Origin of the sequence: Allostella sp. (assembly GCF_041913585.1) — a bacterium.
In the GTDB taxonomy this organism is placed as follows: domain Bacteria; phylum Pseudomonadota; class Alphaproteobacteria; order ATCC43930; family Allostellaceae; genus Allostella.
Map to the genome: position 1 here is coordinate 1 of NZ_JAYSFE010000068.1, position 24,816 is coordinate 24,816.

The following is a 24,816-nucleotide window of genomic DNA, read 5'->3' on the forward strand; positions in this document are numbered from 1 at the left end:
CCGGCCGCATGTCGGTGCAGGTCGGCGCCCATTGCCTGGAGAAGGAGCAGGGCGGGGCGGGGATGCTGCTGGGCGGCGTGCCGGGCGTGCCGGCGGCCCGCGTCGTCATCCTCGGCGGCGGCGTCAGCGGCACCAATGCGGCCCGCATGGCGATGGGGCTGGAGGCCTCGGTGGTCGTCATCGACAAGTCGCTGCACCGGCTCTACGAGCTCGACCTGCAGTTCGGCGCCAAGCTCAACACGATCTTCTCGACCGTCGACAATATCGAGAAGCATGTCCGCGAGGCCGACCTCGTGATCGGGGCGGTGCTGGTGCCGGGCGCGGCCGCACCCAAGCTGGTCACCCGGGAGATGGTCGCCGGCATGAAGAGGGGCTCGGTCATGGTCGACATCTCGATCGACCAGGGCGGCTGCTTCGAGACCAGCCGGCCGACGACCCACGCCAGCCCGACCTACACCGTCGACGGCGTCGTCCACTATTGCGTGACCAACATGCCGGGGGCGGTCGCGCGGACCTCGACCTTCGCCCTCAACAACGCCACCCTGCCCTTCGTCGTCGCGCTGGCGAACAAGGGCTACCGGCAGGCACTCGCCGACGACAAGCACCTGCTGGCCGGTCTCAACATCTGCGCCGGAAAGGTGACCCACCCCGCGGTCGCGCGCGACCTCGGCCTCGCCTTCGTGCCGCCCGACCGCGCCATCGCCGCCTGACGGCAGAAGGGCCGCCGCCGGATGGCGTGGATCGCCTGGCTCGTCAACCGCCCGATCCCCGGATCGGGCGGCCAAGCGACGGTCTTTGCCCGGGCCCGGGCCACTGCCCGGGCCGGGCACCGCTGCACCTTCCATCTCCCGGGATGGCTCGCCGAGCACGCCGAGGCGATGCGCGGCGCCGTCGTCGAATGGCATGGGATCGCCGCCGGCGACGTCTTCGTCGGGTACGAGGGCGCCGCCGGCGCCGACCTCGTAATGGCGACCGACTGGGGCGGGCTGCCGGCGGCCGGCGCCCTGCGTGCCGCCCGCCTCGCCCAGTTTGTACAGGACCACGAGGCGAGCTTCCGTGCCGTCGGCGACGACACGCTGCGGCTGGAAGCGTCGCCGATCGTCGGCGCCACCGCGATCTGCCTCGGCAACTGGCTGCGCGGCACCTTCGCCGAGCGCTACGGGCGCGCCGCCTTCGGCATCGCCTTCGGCGCCGATGCCGCCATCTATCACCCCGACGACACGGTGGCCCGCGAGGACCGGGTCGCCTGCATCGTCCAGCCGGAGAAGGCGCGGCGCTGCCCGGGCACCGCGGTGGCGGCGCTCGAGATCGTCCGCGAACGCCGGCCGCAGACCGCGATCAGCATCTACGGCAACGAGACCCCGGTGACGGGACCGCTCGCCGACTATGCCCTGGGGCGGCTGGCGCCGACGGAACTGGCCCGGCTCTATCGGCGGGCCCGCGTCGGCCTCTGCCTCAGTGCCACCAATCCCTCGCGCATCCCCTTCGAAATGATGGCCTGCGGACTGCCGGTGGTCGAACTCTACCGCGCCAACACCCTGCTCGATCTGCCGGAGGCGGGCGCCGTCCTCGCCCTGCAGACGCCGCACTCGCTGGCCGAGGCCCTGATCTGGCTGCTCGACCGGCCGGACGCGGCAGCCCGCCTCGGGGCCGCCGCGGCGCGCTACATGGAGGACCGCACCGCCGAACGCGAGGACCGCGAATTCGTCGCCGCCATCGCCGCCATCCTGGCCGGCGAGCAGCCGGCACCGTCGGCGGCATCGGTCCCCCTCTTCGGCCGCGCGCCCGTGGTGCTGGACGCCCAGCGCGGCCCGGTCACGGCCGCCTTTCTCGCCAGCCAGCGCCGCGAGGCCCGGCGCATCGCCGCCGCCGCCGCCGGCCGCCTGTCGTAGGCGCCGCCGCCCGGCCGGCGGCGCTCAGGACGCGGCCGGGCGGCGGCGAGCGGTGCACCGCAGAGCGGCCGCGACAAAGACCAGGGCAGCGATGCCGGCGGCCGGCGCCAGCGCCATCAGGACGGCGAAGAGGTAGTCGACCGGGCCGTTCAGGGCGTCGACGCCGGCCAGCGTCCAGGCGGGCACCGCGAAGGCGAGGCCGGCGGTCGCCGCCAGCGCCGCCACCACCGCAACGGCCAGCGGCCGCCGCGCCGGCCGGCCGGACCGTCGGAGCCGGATGGCCGCCCAGAGGACCCCGGCGAGCAACGCCGCGGCCAGGACGGCGGCCGGCCAGAGCAGGATTCCCATGCTCTCCTCGACGATCGAAAGGATCGCCAGCGGATCGAAGTCGCGCATCCGTCCCTCCTCAGGCGTGGCCGCGCAGCATCGCGCGATAGGCGCCCTTCAGCCCCTTCTCCTCGATCACCCAGGAGATCCAGAGGTCGTCGAGCGGCGCGATGAACGGGAACGACTGCACCAGCGTCCCGTCATAGACGAACTCGATCAGCATCGCCCGGCCATAGGCGGTGACCATCGGGCAGGAGGTGTAGCCGTTGTAGGCCGCCGTCGGTTCGCGCCCGGCGGTCTCGGCGACGAGGTTGTCGACCAGGACCGGGACCTGCCACTTGACGCTGGCCGCGGTCTTGCCGCGCGGCACGCCGGCGACGTCGCCGACCGAGAAGACGTTGGGGAAGCGCGGATGGCGCAGGGTGGCGCGGTCCGCCTCGACCCAGCCGTCGGCGGCGAAGGCACCCGTCTGCCACGGCAGCGGGCTGTTCAGGACCGCATCCGGCACCCGCATCGGCGGCACCACATGGATGAAGTCGTAGCCCAGCGTGACGTCGCCCGCGGGCGTGCGATAGGTCGCGCGCCGGGCTCCCGGATCGATCGCCACCAGGACGTGCGACCGGTTCACCCGGATGCCGCGATCGGCGAACATCCCCTTCACGCGGACATCGACCGGCGGCACCGTGAAGACGACCTCGCTGTGGGCGTTGTAGACGAGTTCGACCGCCCCGCGCCGCCCGCGCCGGCGCGCCCGGTCGTCGGTGATGAAGGTGAACTTGAGCGGGGCGCCGGCACATTTCATCTCGGTCGGCGGACGCCCGAAGAGGCCGGTTCCGCCGCGCCCGATGAACGCCTCCATCGCCCGGAAGGACGCCGCGGCGGCGTCCGGGCCGGCATAGATGGACGCGATGCCCTCGCGGCCGATCAGGGTCTCGTCCATCCCCTGGATGCGCCGGTAGTCGAGTAGGAGGCCGGTGGCGACGAAGAGGAAATCGTAGGCGATCCGGCGGCCGCCCGTGGTCACGACCCTGTTGCCCGCCGGGTCGAACTCGGCCGCCGCCTCGGCGATCCACTCGACCCCGGACGGCACGAACTCGGCATTGCGGAACGTCACATCGGCGGGGTCCCAGAGGCCGGCCGCGACCATGGTGAAGCCGGGCTGGAAGAAATGCTCGCGGCGGGCGTCCAGCAGGACGATCGTCGCCTGCGGCATCTGCCGTCGCAATCGGGCCGCCAGCGAGATCCCGGCCGCGCCGGCGCCGGCGATGACGATCCGCGGCCTGGCCGAGGACACCGCGGCCGCCGCCGGCGGCGGGGCGATGCCGAGCGCGGCGAGCGCGCCCGCCCCCGCGAGAAAGCGCCTCCGATCCATCCCGTCCTCCCCGAGCTGCTCCGACCCCCGAGGGGCCGCCATCATGCCGAGCGGAGCTGGCTGCCGACCCAGTCGACGATCTGCCGGGCCCCCATTGCGCCCGACACGCGGCCGAGCTCGCGACCGCCGCGGAAGAGGATCATCGTCGGCACCGCGCGGATGCCGATGCGCCGGGTGATGTCCGGCTCCGCTTCCGAATTGAGCTTGATGATCCGGACCTTCGGCTCCAGCCGGGCACTGGCCTCGACGAGCGCCGGGGCCATCGTCCGGCACGGACCGCACCAGGGGGCCCAGACGTCGACCAGCACCGGAACGTCGCTGCGCGCGACCTGGCGCTCGTACATCTCGGCACCGGCGTCGACCGGATGACCGTCGAAGAGCGGCGCCTTGCAGGCGCCGCAGCGCCCGGCCAGCGGATCGCGCCCGGCGGCGATCCGGTTGGTGGCGGCGCAGTGCGGGCAGACGACGTTCTGGACGGCATCCATGGCGACCGGCTCCTCCCCGGGCCGACGCGCCAACCCGGTCGCCGATCCCGTATCCGGTTGCATCATATGTTCATAGTATCGTAGGTATTCAACAATGAACATTGAGATCGCGGCCATGGAGCATGCGGCCGAGAGCGCGAGCGACCTCCTGAAGGCACTCGCGAACCGCCACCGCCTGCTCATCCTCTGCCAGCTCGTCGACGGCGAGAAGTCGGTGGGACAGCTGGCCGCCTTGCTCGGGATCCGCGATTCGACCGCCTCGCAGCACCTGGCCCTGCTGCGTCGCGACCGCATCATCGCCGGCCGCCGCGACGGCCAGACGATCTGGTACCGCGTCGCGAGCGCGCCCGCCCGCGCCGTCCTCGCCGCCCTCTACCAGTCGTTCTGCGGGCCGGCGGCGCCGGTCGCCGCGCCGGACGAGCCGGCTATGCCCGTCCCAGGATCGACGACGGCCGCGCCAGCGCGTCGGTCAGGTGGTACCAGCCGCTGACCAGGGGCACCATCCAGGGCCAGCCCGAATAGTAGGTCCTGGTCGGGAACGGCCGGCCGTCGAAGATCGACGGCCGGTTCTGGCGGCCGAGGATCTTCAGCGCCGTCTGCCAGCCGAGATAGGTGGCCATCGCGACGCCGTTGCCGTTGCAGCCCATGGCGTAGTGGACGCCCTCGTGGGTGCCCATGTGCGGCACATGGTCGAAGGTCATGCCGACGAAGCCGTTCCAGGCGTGGGTCAGCTTGACGCCGCGGAGCTGCGGATAGACCTGGAGCACGCGGGCGTGGATGCCCTGCGCCATGGCGCGCGGGGTCTTGTCCCAGGGACTGGTGCGGGCCCCGTAGAGGAGCCGGGTCCCGTCTGGCGACGGGCGGAAGTAGCTGAGCTCGCGCCTTGTGTCGGACATCATCCTGCGGTGCGGCAGGATCTCGTCCATCACCGGCTTCGACAGCGGCTCGGTGGCGACGATGTAGCTGGCGACCGGGATGATGCGCCGGCGCAGGTAGGGCACCGCCTTGTCGGTGTAGCCGTTGGTGGCGACCACGACCTCGCCCGCATCGACGGTGCCGCGCGCCGTGGTGACGCGGTAGCGCGCGCCGTCGCGGACGATGCCGGTGACGGCGGCGTGCGAATGCAGGTCGGCGCCGGCCGCCCGGGCGACGTTGCGCAGCGCCCGATTGTACTTGGCCGGGTGGACCGCGCCATAGTCCTTCACCACCATGCCGCCATGGTAGAGGCCGGAGCCGATCTCGCGCCGCTGCTCGGCCGCCGGCACCGTCGCGGCGTCGACCTGGGTGTGGCGCCGCAAGAGTTCGGCATTGCGCGCGAGCGTCGCGAAATGCGCGGGCGCCCAGGCGCCGAAGAAGCGGCCGCAATGCTGGTAGTCGGCGTCGAGCCCCTCGCGGCGGATCAGCTCCTGGATGAAGGAGAAGGAGCCCTTCGATTCCTCGAACACCTGCTCGGTCTGGTGTGGCGGAAAGGCGGTGACGGCGCCGGTGATGACCAGCTTCTGACCGCTCGACACCATGCCGCCGGACCGCGTGCTGGCGCCGTGGCCGAGCGGCCCCGCCTCCAGCACCGTCGCCTGGACGCCGCTGCGCGCCAGTTCCAGCGCCGCCGACAGGCCGCAATAGCCGCTGCCGACGATGGCGACGTCGGTCGTCTCCGGCAGGGGTTCGCTGCGCGCGTCCTCGGGCGGCGCCGCGTCCCACCAGTAGGGACGCTCGACGAAGCCGGGGGCGAAGATGTCGTCGCTGGCCGCCATGGCGGGGCTCCTCGGGCGGATGGCTAGAGAATCTTGGCGAGGAAGTCGCGGGTGCGCGCCTCGCGCGCGCTGCGGAAGATTTCCTCGGGCGTCCCGGTCTCGACGACCCGGCCGCGGTCGATGAAGACGACGCGGTCGGCGACCTCGCGCGCGAAACCCATCTCGTGGCTGACGATGATCATGGTCATGCCGTCCCGGGCGAGCTCGCGCATCAGGTCGAGCACTTCCTGGATCGTCTCCGGGTCGAGGGCCGAGGTCGGCTCGTCGAACAGCATCGCCTCCGGCCGCATGGCGAGCGCCCGGGCGATGGCGACGCGCTGCTGCTGGCCGCCCGAGAGCTCGGCCGGGTAGGCATCCGCCTTCTCGGGCAGGCGCACGCGCTGGAGGAGCTGCCGCGCCAGCGCGTCCGCCTCCGCCTGCGTCGCCCGCCCCGTGCGCACCGGCGCCAGGGTGATGTTGCGGGTCACCGTCAGGTGGGGAAAGAGCGAATAGTCCTGGAAGACCATGCCGACCCGCTGGCGGAGCCGGCGCCAGTCGGCCTGGGAGTGGGTGTCGACCGCCTCGCCGCCGAGCCGGATTTCGCCGGTGTCGGGCTCGACCAGCCCGTTGAGGCAGCGGATCAGCGTGCTCTTCCCGGAGCCCGACTGGCCGATCACCACCACCACCTCGCCGCGGGCGACCTCGAAGTCGACGCCGTCCAGCGCCCGCACGCCCTGGAAGGTCTTGACCAGGCTGCGGACGCGGATGAGGGGCTCCTCCTCGCGCATGGCGGCCTTCACCCCGCGGCCGCGAGGTCCCGGAAGCGTCGGCGACGCTCGGCGTCGGCGGCGTCGATGCGGGCCCGCCAGCCCGCCGCCTCGGCGGCGTCGGCGACGAGGCGGGCACCGAGCGCCGTCTGCATTGCCGCCATGTCGGCCCGCGACGGTCCGCCCGAGCCGCGGCGTCCCTCGGCCACCGCCGCCGGATCGACGATGCGGGCGACGATGTCCGCCGGCAGTTCGATGCGACGCCCCAGCATCCGCTCCGCCTCCTCGGCGATCAGCGCGGCGTCGATCCGGTCGGCGGTCAGGCCGCGGTCGACGGCCGTGCGCACGATGGCGCCCACGAGATGGTGTGCCTCGCGGAAGGGCAGGCCCGCCTCGCGCACCAGACCGTCGGCGAGGTCGGTCGCGGTCGAGAAGTTGGCGCGCGCCAGCGCCAGCATCCGCTCCGGTTCGGGCTCGGCCGCGGCAACCACGACCTCGGCGATGGCGAGGCCGCGGATCGTGTCCTCCAGCGCCTCCCAGACCCAGCGGAAGGCGGCCCCGCCGCCGTCGACGGTGTTGGTGAAGTTGGTCCCCTTGACGCCGACGAAGGCGGCGACCTGGGCGCCGAGGATGGTGGCGGCCCGCGCCTTCAGGTTCTCCAGCACCACCAGGTTCTTCTTCTGCGGCATCATGCTGGAGGTGCCGGCGACGCTGTCGGGGAAGCGCAGGGTCGCGAACTCGTAGCTCGACATGACGAAGAAGTCCTGGGCCATGCGGCCCCAGGTGTTGGCGAGCATGGCCGCCGCGCCGACCAGTTCGACCAGGAAGTCGCGCGAGGCGACGGCGTCCTGGGCGTGGCCACTGACGCCGGCGAAGCCGAGGAGGCGCGCCGTCAGTGCGCGGTCGACCGGGAAGGAAGTGCCGGCGACGGCGCCCGTGCCGAGCGGATTGACGTCGATCCGGGCGAAGCATTCGGCGATGCGGCGATGGTCGCGCTCGATCGCGTGGGCGATGCCGAGCAGATACCAGCCGAAGGTGATCGGCTGCGCCGGCTGCAGGTGCGTGTAGCCCGGCATGACGACCGCGGCATGGAGCTCGGCGCGGGCCAGCAGCGTCCGGCGCAGCGCCACGAGGCCGTCGAGGATGCGCAGCGCCGCGGAGCGGGCACGCAGGCGGTCCTGCGTCGCCTTGAGGTCGTTGCGGCTGCGCGCGATGTGGGTGCGGCCGCCGACCTCGGGCCCGGCCAGGTCGATGATCCGCGCCTCGTAGTTGAAGTACGGGTCCTCGCGGGCGGCGTCGAGCGGCACCGAGGCCGCCCCCTCCTCCGCGACCTGGATGACCGCGCGCGCCATCGCCGCCGCGGTCGGCCGGTCGACGATGCCGCGCTCGGCCAGCATCAGGATATGGGCCTCGTTGATCGCCGTCATGATCGGGAAGGCGGCGGGGAACTCGCGCGCCAGCGCGGGGCCGACGAGCTGTTCCTGGAGAATCGGCGCCGTCGCCTCCGCGAGCAGGCCACTGACCTTGGACGACATTCAGACGCTCTCCCGGGGTGCGGCCACCCGTGCCACCCGGCCGCCGTGGCGCTGGAGATTGCGCTCCAGCCGCCGCGACAGGGCGGTCAGGGCCGAGCAGATGACGAAGTAGACGACGAGCACGAAGCCGTAGACGAGGAAGGCCGGGCTGTGGCCCTCCTGCAGCGTCGTGCGCTCGACGACGATGCCGCCGATGCGGAAGAACTCGGTGACGCCGACCAGCGAGGCCAGCGTCGTCGCCTGCACCAGGTTGGCGAAGAGCCCGGTGAAGGGCGGCAGGATCGGCAGCAGCGCCTGCGGCAGGACGATGTAGCGGAAGATCTCCCACGGCTTCAGGCCGAGCGCCACCGCGCTCACCGTCTGGTGGCGCGGCACGGCGTTGATGCCGCCGCGCACGATCTCCGCACCGTTGGCGCCGCCCCACAGCGTCAGGCTGATGAGCGAGGCGGCGAACGGCGACAGCGGCAGCCCCAGCAGCGGCGCGCCGAAATAGACGAAGAGCATGTTGACGAGGAGCGGGATGTCCCGGAAGAACTCGACGTAGCAGAGCGCCACGACCCGCGCCCAGGCATAGCGGGTGACGCTCATGACGCCGATCAGCACCGAGACGACCGTCGCGCAGGCCAGCGTGGCGACCGCGAGCTGGAACGTCTGGCGCAGCCCGCCGAGGAAGATCCACCAGTTGTCGAGCAGGAGCTGCATCGTCAGCTCGTCCGGAACGGCCGCGACAGCTGCCATTCGAGGCGCCGCACGGCATAGGACAGGATCAGCACCAGCGCGAGGTAGAGCGTGCCGATGGCGGCGAACATCTCGAGCGTGCGGAAGTCGGTCGCGACCCGGTCCATGGCGACGAAGGTCAGCTCGGCGAGGCCGATCGCCTGGAGGTAGGACGAGTTCTTCAGCACCGAGACCGAGGTGTTGAGCATCGCCGGGATGGCGACGCGCAGTCCGAGCGGGATCGCCACCAGCCAGAGGTAGTAGAGCGGCTTCAGGCCGAGCGAGAAGGCCGCCTCGCGCATCCCCTTGGAAACGGCGAGGAAGCCGCCGCGCATGTTCTCGACATTGTAGGCGCCGCCCCAGACGGTGAGCGCCGCCACCCCCGACCAGAAGACCGACAGGCCCATGCCGATCGAGGGCAGCCCGTAGAAGATGAAGAAGAGCTGGGCGAGCAGCGGCGTGTTGCGCACGAACTCGACATAGGCGGCGAAGAACTGGGCCGCGACCGGGACGCGGAAGACGCGCGCCGCCGCCCCGGCCACGCCGATCGCCGCCGCCAGCACGATCGAGATCAGGCTGACCAGCACCGTCATCCACAGCCCTTCGAGAAGGGCCGTGCCGTTGGCGAGGATGTAGCCGAAGTCGAAGCGGAAACCCATGGCAGCGGTCGAGTGGTGGCCCTCGGAGCGGCGGCGGCGACCGGATCAGCGGGCCTTGGCCGGCACCTTCGAGAGGTCCCACGACTCGATCGTGGTCTCGACCAGGTCCGGCTGGTCGTACTGCTTGATCCACTGCACGACGAGGCCCTCGGCCTTGGCGCGCTTGATCGCGGCGTCGACGTAGGCGAGCCACTCCTTCTCGCCCTTGCGCACGGCGGCACCGCGATAGCCCAGCTGATAGAGTTCGTCGAGGCGGCGGACGCGCGGGTTCTTCTGCGCCAGCCCCTTGATGACCGCGAGGTCGTGGGCATAGCCGACGCCGCGTCCCTGGAGCAGGGCCTGGAGGCCGTCCGACACCGTGTCGAGGCGCAGCATGTTGACCTCGGGCAGGTTCTTCTCGAACCAGCCGATCTGCCAGGCCCCCTTGATGACGATGATCGTCTTGCCCTTGAGATCGTCGAGCTTCTGCAGCGGGCTGTCCTTGAGCACCAGCACGTCGCTGCCGCCCCAGGCGTAGTTCTGGCTGAAGTCGACGACCTCGGCGCGCTCCTTGGTGACGCCGATGGTGGCGATGACGAGGTCGACCTTGCCGCTGACCAGGGTCGGGATGCGGTTGGCCGTGGTGACGCAGGTGAGTTCGGTCTTGTCCGGGCTGCCGAACGCGTAGGCGGCGACCTGCCGGGCGAGGCTGACCTCGACGCCGACCGGCTTGCCCGAGGCGTCGATGAAACCGTCGGGCGGATAGTCGCACTTGACGCCGGCCTTCACGACGCCGGCCTTCTTGATCGCCTCGGGCAGGGGCGGCATCGTCTGGGCCGAGGCGGCGCCGGCGACGGTGGCGGCCATCGCCGCGACGGCGACGGTGCGCAGCAGGGTAGCGGCAATCGACATGAACCCTCCTCCTGTTGACCGGTATCCCGGCGTTCCGGGACCAGAGTGCGACACGGATGCCGGTGGAAAGCAAGGACTGGTCCAAAAACATTCGAGCGAGCGATCAGCGGCGCATTGAGCGATTGTCAGCGGCGGACCTTCGGGCCACGATCGCAACCCCTTTCGCGCCCCCCACCATCCCCGCGAGGCGTTCCCAGATGACGACCACCCTCACCCACTGGATCTCCGGCAAGCCGACGGAGGGCCTGAGCGGCCGCTTCGGCGACGTCTTCAACCCGGCGACGGGCGAGGTCACCGGCCGGGTGCCGCTGGCGACCGCGGCCGAGGTCGATGCCGCCGTCGCCGCCGCGGCCGCCGCCTTCCCGGCCTGGGCCGCGACGCCGCCGCTGCGCCGCGCCCGCGTCATGTTCAAGTTCAAGGAGATCCTGGAGCGCAACAAGGCCGAACTCGCCCGCGCCATCACGCTGGAGCACGGCAAGGTCCTGTCCGACGCCGACGGCGAGGTCGTGCGCGGCACCGAGGTCGTGGAGTTCGCCTGCGGCATCCCGCAGCTGCTCAAGGGCGAGTTCACCGAGAACGTCGGCACCGAGATCGACAGCTGGTCGCTGCGCCAGCCGCTCGGCGTCGTCGCCGGCATCACGCCCTTCAACTTCCCGGCCATGGTGCCGATGTGGATGTTCCCGGTGGCGCTCGCCTGCGGCAACTGCTTCATCCTGAAGCCGTCGGAGCGCGATCCGTCGGCGTCGCTGCTGATGGCGCAGTGGCTGAAGGAGGCGGGACTGCCGGACGGCGTCTTCACCGTCGTCCATGGCGACAAGGTCGCCGTCGACGCGATCCTGGAGCATCCCGGCATCGCCGCCGTCAGCTTCGTCGGCTCGACGCCGATCGCCGAGTACGTCTACCGGACCGCCGCCCACCACGGGAAGCGGGTGCAGGCGCTGGGCGGCGCCAAGAACCACCTCGTCGTCATGCCCGACGCCGATCTCGACCTCGCGACCGACGGGCTGATGGGCGCAGCCTACGGCTCCGCCGGCGAGCGCTGCATGGCGGTGTCGGTGGCGGTCGCCGTCGGCAACTCCGCCGACGCGCTGGTCGACCGCCTGGCGACGCGGCTGCGCACGCTCAAGGTCGGGCCCGGCACCGACCGGGAAAGCGAGATGGGCCCGCTCGTCACCCGCCAGCACCTCGACAAGGTGCGCGGCTACGTCGACGACGGCGTCAAGGCCGGCGCCAAGCTGGTGGTCGACGGCCGCGGCCTGAAGCTGCAGGGCTACGAGAACGGATTCTTCCTCGGCGGCTGCCTCTTCGACGAGGTGACGCCCGAGATGCGCATCTACAAGGAGGAGATCTTCGGTCCGGTCCTGTCGGTCGTCCGCGTCCCCGACTATGCGGCGGCCCTCAAGCTCGTGAACGACCACGAGTTCGGCAACGGCACCGCCATCTTCACCCGCGACGGCGACGCCGCCCGCGCCTTCACCGCCCAGTGCCGGATCGGCATGGTCGGCGTCAACGTGCCGATCCCGGTGCCGATGGCGTTCCACAGCTTCGGCGGCTGGAAGCGGTCGCTCTTCGGCGACATGTACGTCCACGGGCCCGAGGGCGTGCGCTTCTACACCCGCCTCAAGACCGTCACCGCGCGCTGGCCGACCGGCATCCGGTCGGGGGCCGAGTTCGTCATGCCGACGATGCGCTGAAGGAACGGAGCGACGGCGCCCGGCCGGTTCCTCTCCGACCGGGCCGCCCTCTCACTCCGACCGGAAGGCCGGGTCGAGTTCGTGCAGCGAGCAGGCGGGCGAGGCGTACTCGCGCGGCTCCTCGTTCTCCTCCATCGGATGGGCGGCGAGGAACGCGCGCACCGCCGCCACGTATTCCGGCCGGCCGACGGCATTGCCGTGGGCCGCGCCCGGGATGGTGACGACCCGCATCGCCGGCAGCACCGCCCGCACCCGCTCGAAATCGCGGGCGTAGGGATCGGCCGTGCCGACGATGCCGAGCACCGGCAGGCGGATCGACGCCATCCGGTCGAGGGTCACCACCTGGCGCGGGTTGGAACGGCGCACCGCGGCCAGCGCCAGCGGGTCCTTGCCGGCCAGACGGCGGGCGGAGATGGCGCGCAACTCCTCCTCCGAGGGCGGCGGCTGGTCCTTCGGCCACAGGCGCAGGATCTGCGAGGAGAGCAGCCCCAGGTCGAGTTCCGCCGCTTCGGCGTCGACCCGCGCCTGGTCGGCCGGGCTCCAGTCGAGCCGCCCGACGGCGCCGCCGAGAACGAGGCTGTGCAGGCGCTCCGGCCGGTGGACGGCGAGATGGGCCGCGACATGGGCGCCCATCGAGTAGCCCATGAGATGGGCCCGGCCGAGGCCGAGATGGTCCATCAGGCGCAGCGCGTCGAGCCCCATCTCCGGCCCGTAGGCGGCCGGGTCGTGCGGCTTGCCGCTCCGCCCGTGCCCGCGCGCGTCGAAGGCGACGACCCGCCAGCGGTCGGCGAGGTCGGCGACGACGCCGCGCTCGACCCAGCCCTCGTCGAGCGAGCTGGAGAAGCCGTGCAGCAGCAGCAGCGGCTCGCCGCGCCCGGCCTCGACATAGCGGATCGGCACCCCGGCCGAATCGAAGTAGCGGTCTTCCAGTTCCATGGCGGTCCTCCGGCCGGGGCAGCCTAGCCCGGGCGCAGCCGCTCACGCGACGGCGGCGGACGCATCCCTGCCATGCCGGCCTTGGATGCGCTGGACGGCCGCCGCCAGGGACAGGGCGGCGCCGTCGCCGGAGGGGAGCGCCGGCTCGACGCCGTCGCCGCCCGGGTTGAGCGCGACCAGGAGGATGCGCGCCTCCGGCGCGAGGCGGCGGATGCGGCGCCCGACATAGCGGGCATAGGTCTGCGGCCGGGGATGGAGATAGCAGAGGGCGACGATGTCGCCCGGTCCCGGCGCGCCGAAGCCGGCCGAGCCGCCGCGCGGATCGAAGCCGACGACGACGTCGGCGCGGCGCCCGAGCCCGGCCAGCCAGCGCGCCAGCAGGCCGGCCGCGACCGCGTCGAGCGGCGTCCGGCCGGCGAGGCAGACGATCCGGCCGGCAGCGGCCGGCGATGCCGGCCCGACGTCGTCCACGTCGTCCACGTCATCCGCCGTCGGCGTGATGACGAGCTGCCCGTCCTCGTCGAGGTCGGCCAGGACGCGCTCCACCCGCTCGGCCACCAGCCGCCGGAGATCGGCGTCGAGCCAGCGGAAATCATGGTCGTTCTCGGCCATCTGGAGGGCCGGCAGCACCACCTCCTGGAAGAAGGCAACCGGCGTCGCCTGGTCGAGATAGTCCTCGGCCACCTCCATCGCCTCCTCGTGGTTGCCGGCGACGATGCGCTGGTAGAAGCGCTGCTCCGGCGCCAGCACCGGGTCGTTGCCGAGCAGGATGCCGAGGAACTCGAGCTGCGGGACGTAGCGGCCCATGACGACGATGCAGACGGTCAGCGGTGTCGCCAGGAGCAGGCCGACCGGCCCCCACAGCGTCGCCCAGAAGATCGCCGCCATGATGATGGCGAGCGACGAGATGCCGGTCGAGGAGCCGTAGAGCAGCGGCTCCAGGACATTGTTGCCGACGACCTCCAGCACCAGGAACAGCGCGACCGTCCAGGCGAGCATGCTCCAGCCGGGATCGATGGCGAAGGCGAGCGTGGTCGGGAAGAGCGCGGCCAGGAACGGTCCGAGATAGGGGATGAAGCGCAGCACCCCGGCGAGCACGCCCCAGAGCAGGGCGTTCGGCACCCCGATCAGCCACAGCCCGATCCCGATCGGCACGCCGTAGCTGGTGTTGACCACGAGCTGCATCAGGAGATAGCGGCTGACCCGCCGCGCCGCCTCGTCCAGCGCCTGGGTGCTGCGCAGCACCTGGCCGACGCCGAGGAGGCGGATCAGCCGGTCGCGCAGGTCCTCGCGCTCCAGCAGCACGAAGAAGAGGAAGACGATGACGAGGCCGGCCGAGGCGACCGCCGTCACCACCGGCCCGGCGAAATTGTCGAGGACGTCGAGCGGCTGCGGCGGCGGCGGGCGGATGGTGACCGCGACCGCATCGCCCGCGGCCTCGGGCCGGATGGCGCCGAGTTCGCGGCCGAGCAGGCTCGCCATCTGCGACAGGCGCTCGAAGACCCCGCCGCCGCCGGCGGATTCGCGGATCGCCGCCAGCTTGTCGCGGATCGTCGACTGGTAGTCCGGGATGTTGCCGGCGAGCAGGTAGAGCTCGTTGCCGACCACCACCGCGACGACGGCGACGACGACGACCGCGACGCCCACCGCCAGCAGGGCGGCCAGCACCCGCGGCACGCCCCACCGCCGCAGGCGGTTGGCGAGCGGTGTCAGCAGGAAGCCGAGCAGGATCGCCAGCGCGAAGGCGATGAAGATGTCGCGCCCGAGATAGAGCGCGCCGATGACGACGAGGATGGCGCCGGCGGTGACCAGCGGCGGCGGTGCCGGACGGACGGCGGCGAGCGGCGTCGGCGGGGCGCCCGCCACGGCCCCGTCCGGGCCCGGCGTGAGAATGTCTGGCATGCTGGACCGGCCTCCAACCGTCCTCGGGCGGTGCGAGGAGCGCGGCGGGAACGCCCGGCCGTCGGCCCGCGTTCCGGGCCGGCGCCAACAACCCCTTTGCAAAGCCGCCGGAGTTGGAGTGTCGTAGGGGTGGACTGGAACTCCGGGGGGCGACCGTGGCGCTATTCATCCTGAGCGAGGGCAACGACACGCAGTTCGGACTGCCCGAAGGCGACATGCTGGACGGACGCGGCGGCGACGACCGGATCGACGGCGCCGGCGGCAACGACACGATCGACGCCGGCCCCGGTGCCGACACCGCGTTCGGCGGCCCCGGCAACGACCAGATCGAGGGCCGCGACGGCGCCGACTTCCTGCTCGGCAGCGACGGCGACGACACGGTCGCCGGCAGCGCCGGCCGCGACATCATCTTCGGCGAGGTCGGCAACGACCGGCTGTTCGGCGGCACCGACGACGACTTCGTCTCCGGCAATGTCGGGAACGACCTGATCGGCGGCGGCGCGGGCCGCGACATCGGCCATGGCGGCCCCGGCGCCGACACGCTCTACGGCGAGGCGCAGAACGACACGCTCTCGGGCGATACCGGCGACGACCGCATCGACGGCGGCACGGAATTCGACGAGCTCTATGGCGGCAGCGGCCGCGACGTGATCGCGGGCGGCGACGGCTTCGATCGGCTCTACGGCGGCCGCGACGACGACACGCTCTACGGTGGCACCGGCGACGACACGATCTCCGGCGACCGCGGCGTCGACTGGCTCTTCGGCGATTCCGGCCGCGACACCTTCGTCTTCGCCCCGGAGAGCGGCTCCGACATCGTCGTCGACTTCTCGCCCGGCCTCGACTTCATCGACCTCCGCGCCTTCGGCTTCGACGACTTCACCGACTTCGCCTTCTCGGTCGGGGTCGAGCCGGTCGCCGGCGGCCTCCACCTCGTGCTGCCGACCGGCGACCACATCACCGTCAACAACATCGGCCGGCTCGACGCCGACTATTTCATCCTGTGATCGGGTTCATCCGGTGATCGGGGCGGCGGTCCCGGTTCCCCGGGGCCGCCCCCTCACCCGCCCTCGATGGCGGGCATGAAGCAGACCTCGCTGTCGAGGCCGACCTCCTCCAGGAAGGCGTTCTGGTGGATGACGCCGTCGATCGCGACGGCGACACCGTCCGACAGGCGGGCCCCGATGCCGGGGAACCGCTCGTCGAGCGCCTGCACGAGGTGCCGGACCCGGAGGCCCGGCACGTCGTGTTCCACCTGCCCCCTGGCGTAGAGGTCGGCGAAGGAGCGGGTCAGGACGACGCGCGCCATCCGGCCGACCTCCGACGCATCGCCGCGCTACTCCGCCGCCATCGCCGGCCGGGCCGCGTCGAGCGCGGCCGAGACCCGCGGCGGCGACATCGGCAGCGCGGTGAAGCGCACGCCGGTCGCGCGCGCGACGGCATTGCCGATGGCCGCCATCGGCGGCACGATCGGCACCTCGCCGACGCCGCGGACGCCATAGGGATGGGCCGGGTTCGGCACCTCGACCAGCACCGTCTCGATCATCGGCAGGTCCGAGCAGACCGGGATGCGGTAGTCGAGGAAGCCGGCGTTATCGAGCCGGCCCTTGGCATTGTAGATGTACTCTTCGTTGAGCGCCCAGCCGATGCCCTGGACGGCGCCGCCCTGGAGCTGGCCCTCGACGTAGCTCGGATGGATCGCCGTGCCGACGTCCTGGACCGCGGTGTAGCGGTCGATGGTGACGACGCCCGTCTCGGGATCGACCGCGAGGTCGACGACGTGGACGCCGAAGCCGGGCCCGGCCCCCTGGGCGTTCAACTGGGCATGGCCGTTGATCGGGCCGCCGGTCTTGCTCGCCATCGCCGCGAGCTGCGACAGCGACAGGGGCTCGAACTCGCCGACATTGGTGCTGGCCGGCTTGGCCATGCCGTCTTCCCAGATCACCGCCTCGGGCTCGACTTCCCAGATCTTGGCGGCGCGCACCTTGAGCTCGCGGATCGCGTCCTTGGTCGCGTTGACGACCGCGAGGCCCGTCGCGAAGGTGACACGGCTGCCGCCGGTGACGAAGTTGAAGCCGATCGAGGCGGTGTCGGCGATGATCGGCCGCACCTTCTCGTAGTCGATGCCGAGTTCCTCGGCCGCCATCAGGGCGAGCGAGGCGCGCGAGCCGCCGATGTCCGGGTTGCCGGAGATGACGGTGACCGAGCCGTCCTCGCCGACATGGATGGCCGCGCTCGAGTCCGCTCCGACGTTGAACCAGAAGCCGGCGGCGACGCCGCGGGCGAAGCCGCGCTTCACCGGCGCCTTGTAGTGGGCCGAGTTCTTCGCCGCCTCCAGCGTCTCGACGAAGCCGATGCGGTTGAAGGTCGGGCCGTAGTGGGTCTTGGTGCCCTCCTTGGCGGCGTTCTTCAGGCGCAGCTCGATCGGGTCCATGCCCAGTTCCTGGGCCAGCATGTCCATCGTCGATTCGACGCCCCAGCACGAGATCGGGGCGCCCGGTGCACGGTAGGCCGCAACCTTGGGCCGGTTGCTGACGACGTCGTAGCCGACGACCTTGATGTTGGCGATGTCGTAGCAGGCGAAGCTGCACATGCAGGCGGGACCGACCGGCGAGCCCGGGAAGGCGCCCGCCTGGAGCGCCACCATCGCCTCGGCGGCGACGATCGTGCCGTCCTTCTTCGCCCCGATCTTGACCTCGACGAGGCCGCCCGAGGTCGGGCCGGAGGCGCGGAACACCTCCTCGCGGGTCATCACCATCTTCACCGGCTTGCCCGACTTCTGCGACAGGCGGATGGCCACCGGCTCGAGATAGACGACCGTCTTGCCGCCGAACCCGCCGCCGATCTCGGTCGGGACGACGCGGATCTGCGAGGTCTCGATGTTGAGCAGGCGCGAGCAGAAGCCGCGGACCTGGAAGTGGCCCTGGGTCGTCGACCAGACCTGGACCTGGCCGTCGGCGGCGGCGCTGGCGAGCGTCGCGTGCGGCTCGATATAGGCCTGATGGACGGGCTGGGTGGTGTAGCGGTGCTGGACGACGATGTCGGCGGCGGCGAAGCCGGCCGCGGCGTCGCCCTTGGCGAAGTCGATGCGCTTGGCGACGTTGGTCGGGTTCTCGGGCTTCGGCTCGATGCCCTCGGTGCGGAGATGGTCGTGCAGGATCGGCGCGCCCGGCGCCATCGCCGCCTCGACGTCGATGACGTGCGGCAGCACCTCGTACTCGACCTTGATGAGGCCGAGCGCCGCGTTGGCGATCTCCTCGGTGGTGGCGGCGACGGCGGCGACGGCATGGCCGTCGTAGAGCGCCTTCTCGCGCGCCATGACGTTGCGCGTCACGTCGCGCAGGTTGACCTGCATCTCGCCCGCCGGGACGGTGACGTTCGGCTGGTCGGGGAAGTCGGCCGAGGTGACGACGGCCTTGACGCCCGGCAGCGCCAGCGCCGCCGAGACGTCGATCGACTTGATGATCGCGTGGGCGTGCGGGCTGCGCAGCACCTTGCCGACGAGCTGGCCGGGCAGCGCGAAGTCCGCGCCGAAGCGGGCGCGGCCGGTGACCTTGTCGGCGCCGTCCGGCCGGTTCGGGCGGGTGCCGATCCACTTGTATTCGCGAGCGCTCATCGTGCGGTCTCCCTCATCTCGGCGGCGACGTCCATGACCGCGCGAACGATCTTGTCGTAGCCGGTGCAGCGGCAGAGGTTGCCGGCCAGCCAGTACCGGACCTCGGTTTCGGTGGGGTTCGGATTGCGGTCGAGCAGCGCCTTGGAGGCGACGAGAAAGCCCGGCGTACAGATGCCGCACTGCAGTGCCGCCATCTCGACGAACTTCTTCTGCAGCGGGTGCAGCTCGTCGCCCTCGGCCATGCCCTCGATGGTCTCGATGCGATGGCCCTCGGCCTCGGCGCCCAGCATCAGGCAGGAGCAGACGAGCCGGCCGTCGACCAGGATCGAGCAGGCGCCGCAGTCGCCGGAGCCGCAGCCTTCCTTGGTGCCGGTGAGCTGGAGCTGGTCGCGCAGGACGTCGAGGACGGTCTGCTGCGGGGCGCAGAGGAACTCGACCGGCTCGCCGTTGATGGTCGTGCTGACGTGGATCTTCGACATGGGATCAGTGGCTCCGCGCGCGTTCGGCTGCGATGGCGGTGGCGCGCTTCAGCAGCACGCCCGCGATCTTGGTGCGGTAGGCGATGGTGCCGCGCTTGTCGTCGATCGGCTTGCAGGCGGCCCGGCAGGCGGCCGCCGCCGCTTCCAGCGCCTGGTCGTCGAGCTTCGAGCCGACCAGCGCCCTGGCGGCGTCCTCGACCAGCAGCACGGTCGGCGCGACCGCACCGAGGCCGACGCGGGCGGCCGTGCAGGTGTCGCCGTCCATGGTCAGGCTGACGCCGCAGCCGACGACGGCGATGTCCATCTCGGTGCGCGGGATGAGCCGGAGGTAGGCGTCGCCCGAGCCCTTGGGCCGGGCCGGCAGGGTGATGGAGACGACGATCTCGCCGGGGGCGAGGTTGGTGCGGCCCGGGCCGGCCGGCAGCTTCTCGACCGGCAGCTCGCGGCGGCCGTTCGGCCCCTGGATGGTGAGGATCGCCCCGGCCGCGACCATCGCCGGCACGCTGTCGGCGGCGGGCGAGGCGTTGCACAGGTTGCCGCCGGCGGACGCGCGGCCCTGCACCTGGGTCGAGCCGATGAGGTTGACCGCCTCGACGACGCCGGGCCAGGCCGCGACCAGCGCCGCGTTCTCGCCGAGTTCGGCGCCCGAGACCGCGGCGCCGATGCGGAAGGACCCGTTCGTCTCCGAGACGGTGGTCATCTCGGCGATCTTCTTGACGTCGACGATGGTGCCGGGCTTGGCGACGCCGGCGCGCATCTGCACGAGGAGGTCGGTTCCCCCGGCGAGCACCCGTCCACTGCCGTTGGCCGCGGCCAGGATGGCCACGGCCTTCTCGATCGTGTCGGGTGCCTCGTATTTTATATCTGCTGTCATCGGTCGTTCCTGCAGGGGATGGAAGCCGTGGCGAGAGACGAAGTCGCGGCAACCTCCGGCGGCGGTGTCCGCCAGCCGGTCGGCGCGCGCGACCCGGGCGGCCGGCGCCCGGAGAGTCCGGCCGCCATTGTGGGTCCAACGGGGGCCGTTGCACAACTGCCGTCGTGGCGCCGGACCGCGCTTCGGCGCGATCCCGCAGGCCGCCGGGGCGAGGAGGCGCCGACATGAGCGCGGAGACCGACTTCCGTCCGTTCTGGGGCAAGGCGCAGCCGGTCGCCGGCAGCGGCTGCGACTGGCACCCCTTGTGGATGCACAGCCTCGACGTCGCCGCCGTCGGCCGGATCCTGGCCGCGTGCCACCCCGCCCCGTTCCGGGCCATGGCGGACGCGCTCGGCTGGGCGGCCGACGACCTGGTGCGGCTGTGGACGCTGGCGCTCGCCCTCCACGATCTCGGCAAGTTCGCGCGCGTCTTCCAGGCGAAGTCGCCGGAGCGCTGGCCGGCGGCGGTGCTCGGCCCGCTCGACGAGGCCACGCTGCGGCAGGCCGATCCCGGTCATCCGGCGACCGGGATCGGCCTCCTGCGCCGCGCCCTGCGGCCGCTGCTCGACCCCGCCCTGCCGGGTTGGCGGCTGCCGCAGTTCACCACCTTCTTCCTGCCGGTACTGGCGCACCACGGACGGCCGGTCGATGCCGACGACCTGCCGCAACTCACCTTCGGGCCGGCCGCCGAGGCGGCGGCCCTGGCGTTCGCGCGCGCCATGCTGGGGCTGCTGGCGCCGCCGCCCGTGCCAGCGCCGGACGCCGCCGTGCTGCGGCGCGTCGGCTGGCGGCTCGCCGGCCTCTCGGTCGCCGCCGACTGGATCGGCTCCAACCAGGGCTGGTTTCCCTACGCGGCCGATAGCGGCGAGCCGGTCGCCGCCTACTGGACCGGCACCGCCCTGCCGCGGGCCGAGACGGCCGTGCGCGCCGCCGGCATCCTGCCTGCCCCGGCGGCGCCCTATGCCGGCCTCGCCGCCCTCACCGGCCGGCCGGGGCTGGTGCCGAGCCCGCTCCAGGCCTGGGCCGAGCAGGTCGACCTGCCCGCGGGCCCGCTTCTCTTCATGCTCGAGGACATGACGGGCAGCGGCAAGACCGAAGCGGCACTCGCCATCGTCCACCGGCTGATGGCGGCGGGACGGGCGAACGGCCTCTACCTGGCACTGCCGACGATGGCCACCGCCAACGCCATGTATCGCCGCCTCGGCACCGCCTATCGCCGGATGTTCGAGGCGGCGGCCCGGCCGTCGCTGGTGCTGGCCCACGGACGGGCGGCGCTCGACGACGGCTTTCGCCAGAGCATCCTGGAGCCGGTCCCGGGGCAGCGCGCGGCGGACGACCGCGACGCGCCCGACGGCGACTGCGCCGCGGAGTGCGCCGCGTGGCTCGCCCACGACCGGCGCAAGGCGTTCTTCGCCGACATCGGCGTCGGCACCATCGACCAGGCACTCCTTGCGGTGCTGCCGGCCAAGCATCAGGCGATCCGGCTGGCCGCGCTCGCCGACCGCGTCCTCGTCGTCGACGAGGCCCATGCCTACGACGCCTACATGAGCGCCGAGATCGACCGGCTGCTCGCTGCCCACGCCATGCAGGGCGGCCACGCCATCGTCCTCTCCGCCACCCTGCCGCGGCCGACCAAGCAGCGGATCGCCCTTGAATGGTCCGCCGCAGCGCGGGCGCCGGCGGCGCCCCGGCTCGGCAGCGCCTACCCAGGCGCCACCCGCCTCGCCGTCGGCGCGCCCGTGCTGGAGCAGCCGATCGCCCCGCGCCGCGACCTGCCGCGGCGGCTCGTCGCGGAACGGCTCGCCGACCCCGAGGCGGCGGTGGCGGCGATCGCCTCTGCCGCCCGAGCCGGTGCCGCGATCGCCTGGGTGCGCAACACCGTCGACGACGCGATCGCGGCGACCGACCTCCTCGCCGCCCGCGGCATCGCCGCCGACCTCTTCCACGCCCGCTTCGCCATGGGGCATCGACTGGCGATCGAGAACGCCGTCCTCGCCCGCTTCGGCCGCGACGGCACGCCCGAGCACCGCCGCGGCCGGGTGCTGGTGGCGACCCAGGTGGTGGAACAATCGCTCGACCTCGATTTCGACCTCATGGTCAGCGACCTCGCGCCGATCGACCTCCTTCTCCAGCGCGCCGGCCGGGTCTGGCGCCATCTCGACCGGCGCCCGGCCGCGGGGGGGGGGGGGGGGGGCGCCCCCCCCCCCCCCGGGGGGGCGGGCCCCCCCCCCCCCCCGCCCCCCGCCGGCCGGGGGGGGGGGCCGCCACCCCCCCCGGCCCCCGGCCGCGGCGCGGCCGGTGCCCGGACCGCGCCTCCTCGTCCTGGCGCCAGACCCGGACGGCACCGTCGCGCGCGACTGGGTGAAGTCGTTCCTGCCCGGTACCGCGGCCGTCTACCGGGATCACGGCATCCTCTGGTTGAGCGCGCGGCAGGCCTTCCGGACGAGCGGCATCCGGGTCCCGGACGACGTGCCCGGGCTGATCGAGCGCGTCTACGGCGAGGCGGCCGGTGCGGAGGTGCCGGCCGGCCTGGAGCACAACCATCAGGCGGCGCGGGGCGAGCGTTCGGCCGAGCGCTCCTTTGCGCTGCACAACCTGCTCGATCTCGACGCCGGCTATGTCCGGGCCGGCCAGCCCTGGCCGGACGAGACCCGGGTGGCGACCCGCCTCGCCGACGACCGCCGCACGCTCCGCCTCGCCCGCTGGGACGGGGCGACGCTGGCGCCGCTCTGCCCCGACCTCGATCCGAGGCGGGGCTGGGCCATGTCGGAAGTGTCAGTGCGCGCGGCCCGCATCGGAAGAGAGGCCCCGGCGACCGGACCGCTCGCCGCCGCGATCGCCGCAGCGAGGGCGACCTGGGGCCGCTACGAGCAGGACGCGCTGCTGGTGGCGCTGGACGCGGATGCCGACGGCCTGCGCGCCGAAGTCGTCGACGCCAAGGACCGGCCGGTCGTGCTGCGTTACCGGGCCGGGCGCGGCCTGGAGGTCCGCCAACCGCCCGGAGCAGGCGCTGGGCGGTGATTGCCAGGGCTCGGCCGGCTTGCCCGGAGCGCGGCTCCTGTTGCATCATATGACCAACTGGATGGTCAGGAGCGCGACATGAGCACGGTCAGCCTCGCGGACGCCAAGACACATCTGAGCGAACTCGTCGACCGGGTCGAGGCTGGCGATGCGATCGACATTACCCGCCGCGGCCGGCCGGTCGCGCGCCTGACCGCCGCCGCCGCGCCGCGCCGACCGATCGATGCCGCCCGCCTCCGCGCACTGACGGCGACCCTGCCGCCGCCGTCCGGGAGCGCCGCCGAACTGGTGCGGACGATGCGGGACGACGACCGTTACTGATGCTCTATCTCGACACGTCGCTGATCGTCGCGGCGCTCTCCAACGAGGCGGCCACCGCCGACGTTCAGGGCTGGCTGGCGGAACAGGACCCAGTACGGCTCCGGATCAGCGACTGGACCATCACCGAGACCTCGTCGGCGCTGGCGATCAAAGTGCGCACGGGGCAGCTCGACCTGGAGCAGCGCGCGGCCGTGCTCGCCATGTTCCACACGCTGATCGCCGACAGCCTCACCGTGCTGCCGGTGGCGGGCCGGCACTTCCGCATTGCCGCCCGGTTCGTCGACCAGCACGCGCTCGGGCTCCGCGCCGGCGACGCGCTGCATCTGGCGACGGCGTCCGACCATGGCGCCACCCTGCATACGCTCGACCGGCGACTGGCCGGTGCCGGCCCAGCGCTCGGCGTGCCGACGCGGCTCCTTGGCTGATCGCGCTCTCTTGGGGGAGCGCCCGGCCCGAGCGGAGCGCAGGCGGCGGGTGACCAACAGGCAAGCGGATTGACTCCAGCACTTATCCGTTCATCATGAATATAATTTTTTCGAAAAAGTCGAATCAGGCGACGCAATGGCCGCTGTCGACGAAGCCTCTTTCAGCCTGCTCTGGAGCCCATGGCTCCCCGCCGTGCTGGCGGACGGCTCGCGGCGGTGGGTGCGGCCGGCGGAAGTGGCGGCGGATGTCGACGGCAATCCGGTCGTCGGTTTCGCCTGGGGCCGGGCCGACTTCGACGCCGCGGCGCGGGAGTTCCTGATCGGGCTGCTGGCGACCGCCTGCGGCGAGCGGATGGCGGACGAGGCGTGGGCGGAATGGTTCGAGCGGCCGCCCGCGCCGGAGACCCTCGACGCCGCCTTCGCGCCGCTCGCCGAGGCGTTCCGGCTCGACGGCGACGGCCCCCGCTTCGGCCAGGACCGGGAGGAGCTGCCGGACAATGCGGTGCCGGTCGGGCAGCTTCTCATCGAGGCGCCGGGCATGCTCGCCATCCGGAAGAACCTCGACCATTTCGTCCATCGCGGCGCCGTCGAACGCCTGTCGCGGCCGGCGGCGGCGATGGCGCTCTTCACCCTTCAGACCTATGCGCCGGCCGGCGGTGCCGGCGTCCGCACCTCGCTGCGCGGCGGCGGGCCGCTGACGACGCTGGTCCGCCCTGCCCCACGGCCGGGCCGGCCGGAGGCGCTGTGGCACATGCTCTGGCTCAATGCCGTGCGGCCGCCGGCGCCGGCGGGCAGCGAACGGTCGCTGCCGCGGATCTTCCCCTGGCTCGCCGCCACCCGGGTCTCCGACCGGGGGCAGACGACGACGCCCGCGGACGTCGATCCGCTCCAGGCCTATTGGGGGATGCCGCGACGGATACGGCTCGACTTCGTGCCGAACCCCGAGGGACGGCCCTGCGACCTGACCGGGCGGGTCGATCCGCTGGTCGTGAAGACCTACCGATCACGGCCGCACGGCGCCAACTACGCCGCGTTCCGCCATCCGCTGACGCCTCACTACCAGGCCCAGCCGAACAACCCGGCCTCCTGGCTGCCGGTGCATGGGCAGCCGGGCCGCATCGCCTATCGCGA

General features: G+C 72.4%; 24 protein-coding genes and 1 pseudogene. 10 read left to right on the forward strand and 15 right to left on the reverse strand.

Annotated elements, in window-relative coordinates; genetic code table 11:
* Both ACE3Q3_RS14015 and ACE3Q3_RS14020 read left to right on the forward strand, forming a co-directional pair.
* Positions 1-710, forward strand: a 710-nt coding sequence (locus tag ACE3Q3_RS14015) for an alanine dehydrogenase (RefSeq protein ID WP_374447034.1), incomplete at its 5' end; no start/stop codon positions are given.
* Between the two features lie 21 nt (positions 711-731).
* Complete coding sequence (locus ACE3Q3_RS14020; protein ID WP_374447036.1) at positions 732-1,892, forward strand: glycosyltransferase; 1,161 nt, start codon at positions 732-734, stop codon at positions 1,890-1,892.
* A 24-nt stretch (positions 1,893-1,916) separates the two neighbouring features.
* Here ACE3Q3_RS14020 and ACE3Q3_RS14025 read toward each other — a convergent pair whose 3' ends face one another.
* From ACE3Q3_RS14025 to trxC, 3 genes are read right to left on the reverse strand one after another with little or no spacing between them, the layout of a single operon-like run.
* Positions 1,917-2,288 (reverse strand): DUF5368 family protein, encoded by a 372-nt coding sequence (locus tag ACE3Q3_RS14025; RefSeq protein ID WP_374447038.1) that lies wholly within the window; start codon positions 2,286-2,288, stop codon positions 1,917-1,919.
* Between the two features lie 10 nt (positions 2,289-2,298).
* Positions 2,299-3,591, reverse strand: a complete 1,293-nt coding sequence (locus tag ACE3Q3_RS14030; protein ID WP_374447039.1) for an NAD(P)/FAD-dependent oxidoreductase — start codon at positions 3,589-3,591, stop codon at positions 2,299-2,301.
* A gap of 41 nt (positions 3,592-3,632) precedes the next feature.
* Positions 3,633-4,076 carry a thioredoxin TrxC gene (gene trxC / locus ACE3Q3_RS14035; protein ID WP_374447041.1) on the reverse strand — a complete coding sequence of 148 codons (444 nt, stop codon included), beginning with the start codon at positions 4,074-4,076 and terminating at the stop codon, positions 3,633-3,635.
* Between the two features lie 94 nt (positions 4,077-4,170).
* On the opposite strand from trxC, the gene ACE3Q3_RS14040 reads away from it, so the two are divergent.
* Complete coding sequence (locus ACE3Q3_RS14040) at positions 4,171-4,566, forward strand: ArsR/SmtB family transcription factor (RefSeq protein WP_374447042.1); 396 nt, start codon at positions 4,171-4,173, stop codon at positions 4,564-4,566.
* Here ACE3Q3_RS14040 and ACE3Q3_RS14045 read toward each other — a convergent pair.
* From ACE3Q3_RS14045 to ACE3Q3_RS14070, 6 genes are read right to left on the reverse strand one after another with little or no spacing between them, the layout of a single operon-like run.
* Positions 4,502-5,830 (reverse strand): NAD(P)/FAD-dependent oxidoreductase, encoded by a 1,329-nt coding sequence (locus ACE3Q3_RS14045; RefSeq protein ID WP_374447043.1) that lies wholly within the window; start codon positions 5,828-5,830, stop codon positions 4,502-4,504. The genes ACE3Q3_RS14040 and ACE3Q3_RS14045 overlap by 65 nt on opposite strands.
* A 23-nt stretch (positions 5,831-5,853) precedes the next feature.
* Positions 5,854-6,597, reverse strand: a complete 744-nt coding sequence (locus tag ACE3Q3_RS14050; RefSeq protein WP_374447045.1) for an amino acid ABC transporter ATP-binding protein — start codon at positions 6,595-6,597, stop codon at positions 5,854-5,856.
* An 8-nt stretch (positions 6,598-6,605) separates the two neighbouring features.
* Positions 6,606-8,111 (reverse strand): argininosuccinate lyase, encoded by a 1,506-nt coding sequence (argH, locus tag ACE3Q3_RS14055; protein WP_374447047.1) that lies wholly within the window; start codon positions 8,109-8,111, stop codon positions 6,606-6,608.
* The gene (locus ACE3Q3_RS14060; protein ID WP_374447049.1) at positions 8,112-8,849 is read right to left on the reverse strand and encodes an amino acid ABC transporter permease; all 738 of its coding nucleotides are present in this window, start codon (positions 8,847-8,849) and stop codon (positions 8,112-8,114) included.
* A complete protein-coding gene (locus ACE3Q3_RS14065) occupies positions 8,816-9,487 on the reverse strand; it encodes an amino acid ABC transporter permease (RefSeq protein WP_374447051.1) in 672 nt (223 codons plus the stop codon). Before ACE3Q3_RS14065 ends, ACE3Q3_RS14060 begins: the two co-directional genes overlap by 34 nt.
* Positions 9,488-9,532: 45 nt before the next feature.
* Positions 9,533-10,378, reverse strand: a complete 846-nt coding sequence (locus ACE3Q3_RS14070; RefSeq protein WP_374447053.1) for a transporter substrate-binding domain-containing protein — start codon at positions 10,376-10,378, stop codon at positions 9,533-9,535.
* A 197-nt stretch (positions 10,379-10,575) separates the two neighbouring features.
* On the opposite strand from ACE3Q3_RS14070, the gene ACE3Q3_RS14075 reads away from it, so the two are divergent.
* Positions 10,576-12,072 carry a CoA-acylating methylmalonate-semialdehyde dehydrogenase gene (locus tag ACE3Q3_RS14075; RefSeq protein WP_374447054.1) on the forward strand — a complete coding sequence of 499 codons (1,497 nt, stop codon included), beginning with the start codon at positions 10,576-10,578 and terminating at the stop codon, positions 12,070-12,072.
* 51 nt (positions 12,073-12,123) lie between these two features.
* On the opposite strand, the gene ACE3Q3_RS14080 is transcribed toward ACE3Q3_RS14075, so the two are convergent.
* Both ACE3Q3_RS14080 and ACE3Q3_RS14085 read right to left on the reverse strand, forming a co-directional pair.
* Positions 12,124-13,008 (reverse strand): alpha/beta fold hydrolase, encoded by an 885-nt coding sequence (locus ACE3Q3_RS14080; protein WP_374447055.1) that lies wholly within the window; start codon positions 13,006-13,008, stop codon positions 12,124-12,126.
* A gap of 42 nt (positions 13,009-13,050) precedes the next feature.
* Positions 13,051-14,910, reverse strand: coding sequence for an AI-2E family transporter (locus ACE3Q3_RS14085; RefSeq protein ID WP_374447056.1), 1,860 nt, complete (start codon positions 14,908-14,910; stop codon positions 13,051-13,053).
* Positions 14,911-15,065: 155 nt separating this feature from the next.
* Between ACE3Q3_RS14085 and ACE3Q3_RS14090 the strand changes: the two genes are divergently transcribed.
* Positions 15,066-15,917 (forward strand): calcium-binding protein, encoded by an 852-nt coding sequence (locus ACE3Q3_RS14090; RefSeq protein ID WP_374447057.1) that lies wholly within the window; start codon positions 15,066-15,068, stop codon positions 15,915-15,917.
* Positions 15,918-15,970: 53 nt separating this feature from the next.
* Here the strand turns inward: ACE3Q3_RS14090 and ACE3Q3_RS14095 are convergent, their stop codons facing one another.
* From ACE3Q3_RS14095 to ACE3Q3_RS14110, 4 genes are read right to left on the reverse strand one after another with little or no spacing between them, the layout of a single operon-like run.
* Complete coding sequence (locus tag ACE3Q3_RS14095) at positions 15,971-16,219, reverse strand: hypothetical protein (RefSeq protein ID WP_374447059.1); 249 nt, start codon at positions 16,217-16,219, stop codon at positions 15,971-15,973.
* Positions 16,220-16,246: 27 nt separating this feature from the next.
* Positions 16,247-18,526 carry a xanthine dehydrogenase family protein molybdopterin-binding subunit gene (locus ACE3Q3_RS14100; RefSeq protein WP_374447061.1) on the reverse strand — a complete coding sequence of 760 codons (2,280 nt, stop codon included), beginning with the start codon at positions 18,524-18,526 and terminating at the stop codon, positions 16,247-16,249.
* On the reverse strand, positions 18,523-19,005 hold the full coding sequence (locus tag ACE3Q3_RS14105; protein WP_374447062.1) for a (2Fe-2S)-binding protein: 483 nt from the start codon (positions 19,003-19,005) through the stop codon (positions 18,523-18,525). The genes ACE3Q3_RS14100 and ACE3Q3_RS14105 overlap by 4 nt, the downstream gene beginning before the upstream one ends.
* Before the next feature lie 4 nt (positions 19,006-19,009).
* Positions 19,010-19,879 (reverse strand): xanthine dehydrogenase family protein subunit M, encoded by an 870-nt coding sequence (locus ACE3Q3_RS14110; RefSeq protein WP_374447064.1) that lies wholly within the window; start codon positions 19,877-19,879, stop codon positions 19,010-19,012.
* Between the two features lie 308 nt (positions 19,880-20,187).
* Between ACE3Q3_RS14110 and cas3 the strand changes: the two are divergent.
* The 5 genes and pseudogenes from cas3 to casA all read left to right on the forward strand — a co-directional run.
* Positions 20,188-22,014 (forward strand): annotated as a pseudogene (gene cas3, locus ACE3Q3_RS14115) (CRISPR-associated helicase Cas3'); the annotation flags it as partial.
* 202 nt (positions 22,015-22,216) lie between these two features.
* Complete coding sequence (locus ACE3Q3_RS14120) at positions 22,217-22,939, forward strand: hypothetical protein (RefSeq protein ID WP_374447071.1); 723 nt, start codon at positions 22,217-22,219, stop codon at positions 22,937-22,939.
* Positions 22,940-23,017: 78 nt separating this feature from the next.
* Positions 23,018-23,260 (forward strand): type II toxin-antitoxin system Phd/YefM family antitoxin, encoded by a 243-nt coding sequence (locus ACE3Q3_RS14125; protein WP_374447066.1) that lies wholly within the window; start codon positions 23,018-23,020, stop codon positions 23,258-23,260.
* Entirely contained in the window at positions 23,257-23,685 is a 429-nt protein-coding gene (locus ACE3Q3_RS14130; RefSeq protein WP_374447069.1) for a type II toxin-antitoxin system VapC family toxin, read from the forward strand. Before ACE3Q3_RS14125 ends, ACE3Q3_RS14130 begins: the two co-directional genes overlap by 4 nt.
* Before the next feature lie 136 nt (positions 23,686-23,821).
* The coding region (gene casA / locus ACE3Q3_RS14135) for a type I-E CRISPR-associated protein Cse1/CasA (RefSeq protein WP_374447068.1) at positions 23,822-24,816 on the forward strand (995 nt) is incomplete at its 3' end.

Bases quoted from the DNA above. Each gene is read 5' to 3' on its own strand.
- ACE3Q3_RS14070 (WP_374447053.1), bottom strand. From the start codon at position 10,378: ATGTCGATTGCCGCTACCCTGCTGCGCACCGTCGCCGTCGCGGCGATG.
- ACE3Q3_RS14020 (WP_374447036.1), top strand. From the start codon at position 732: ATGGCGTGGATCGCCTGGCTCGTCAACCGCCCGATCCCCGGATCGGGC.
- ACE3Q3_RS14100 (WP_374447061.1), bottom strand. From the start codon at position 18,526: ATGAGCGCTCGCGAATACAAGTGGATCGGCACCCGCCCGAACCGGCCG.
- ACE3Q3_RS14030 (WP_374447039.1), bottom strand. From the start codon at position 3,591: ATGGATCGGAGGCGCTTTCTCGCGGGGGCGGGCGCGCTCGCCGCGCTC.
- ACE3Q3_RS14080 (WP_374447055.1), bottom strand. From the start codon at position 13,008: ATGGAACTGGAAGACCGCTACTTCGATTCGGCCGGGGTGCCGATCCGC.
- ACE3Q3_RS14050 (WP_374447045.1), bottom strand. From the start codon at position 6,597: ATGCGCGAGGAGGAGCCCCTCATCCGCGTCCGCAGCCTGGTCAAGACC.
- argH (WP_374447047.1), bottom strand. From the start codon at position 8,111: ATGTCGTCCAAGGTCAGTGGCCTGCTCGCGGAGGCGACGGCGCCGATT.
- ACE3Q3_RS14040 (WP_374447042.1), top strand. From the start codon at position 4,171: ATGAACATTGAGATCGCGGCCATGGAGCATGCGGCCGAGAGCGCGAGC.
- ACE3Q3_RS14085 (WP_374447056.1), bottom strand. From the start codon at position 14,910: ATGCCAGACATTCTCACGCCGGGCCCGGACGGGGCCGTGGCGGGCGCC.
- ACE3Q3_RS14075 (WP_374447054.1), top strand. From the start codon at position 10,576: ATGACGACCACCCTCACCCACTGGATCTCCGGCAAGCCGACGGAGGGC.
- ACE3Q3_RS14060 (WP_374447049.1), bottom strand. From the start codon at position 8,849: ATGGCAGCTGTCGCGGCCGTTCCGGACGAGCTGACGATGCAGCTCCTG.
- ACE3Q3_RS14025 (WP_374447038.1), bottom strand. From the start codon at position 2,288: ATGCGCGACTTCGATCCGCTGGCGATCCTTTCGATCGTCGAGGAGAGC.
- ACE3Q3_RS14045 (WP_374447043.1), bottom strand. From the start codon at position 5,830: ATGGCGGCCAGCGACGACATCTTCGCCCCCGGCTTCGTCGAGCGTCCC.
- ACE3Q3_RS14105 (WP_374447062.1), bottom strand. From the start codon at position 19,005: ATGTCGAAGATCCACGTCAGCACGACCATCAACGGCGAGCCGGTCGAG.
- ACE3Q3_RS14095 (WP_374447059.1), bottom strand. From the start codon at position 16,219: ATGGCGCGCGTCGTCCTGACCCGCTCCTTCGCCGACCTCTACGCCAGG.
- ACE3Q3_RS14125 (WP_374447066.1), top strand. From the start codon at position 23,018: ATGAGCACGGTCAGCCTCGCGGACGCCAAGACACATCTGAGCGAACTC.
- ACE3Q3_RS14065 (WP_374447051.1), bottom strand. From the start codon at position 9,487: ATGGGTTTCCGCTTCGACTTCGGCTACATCCTCGCCAACGGCACGGCC.
- ACE3Q3_RS14110 (WP_374447064.1), bottom strand. From the start codon at position 19,879: ATGACAGCAGATATAAAATACGAGGCACCCGACACGATCGAGAAGGCC.
- trxC (WP_374447041.1), bottom strand. From the start codon at position 4,076: ATGGATGCCGTCCAGAACGTCGTCTGCCCGCACTGCGCCGCCACCAAC.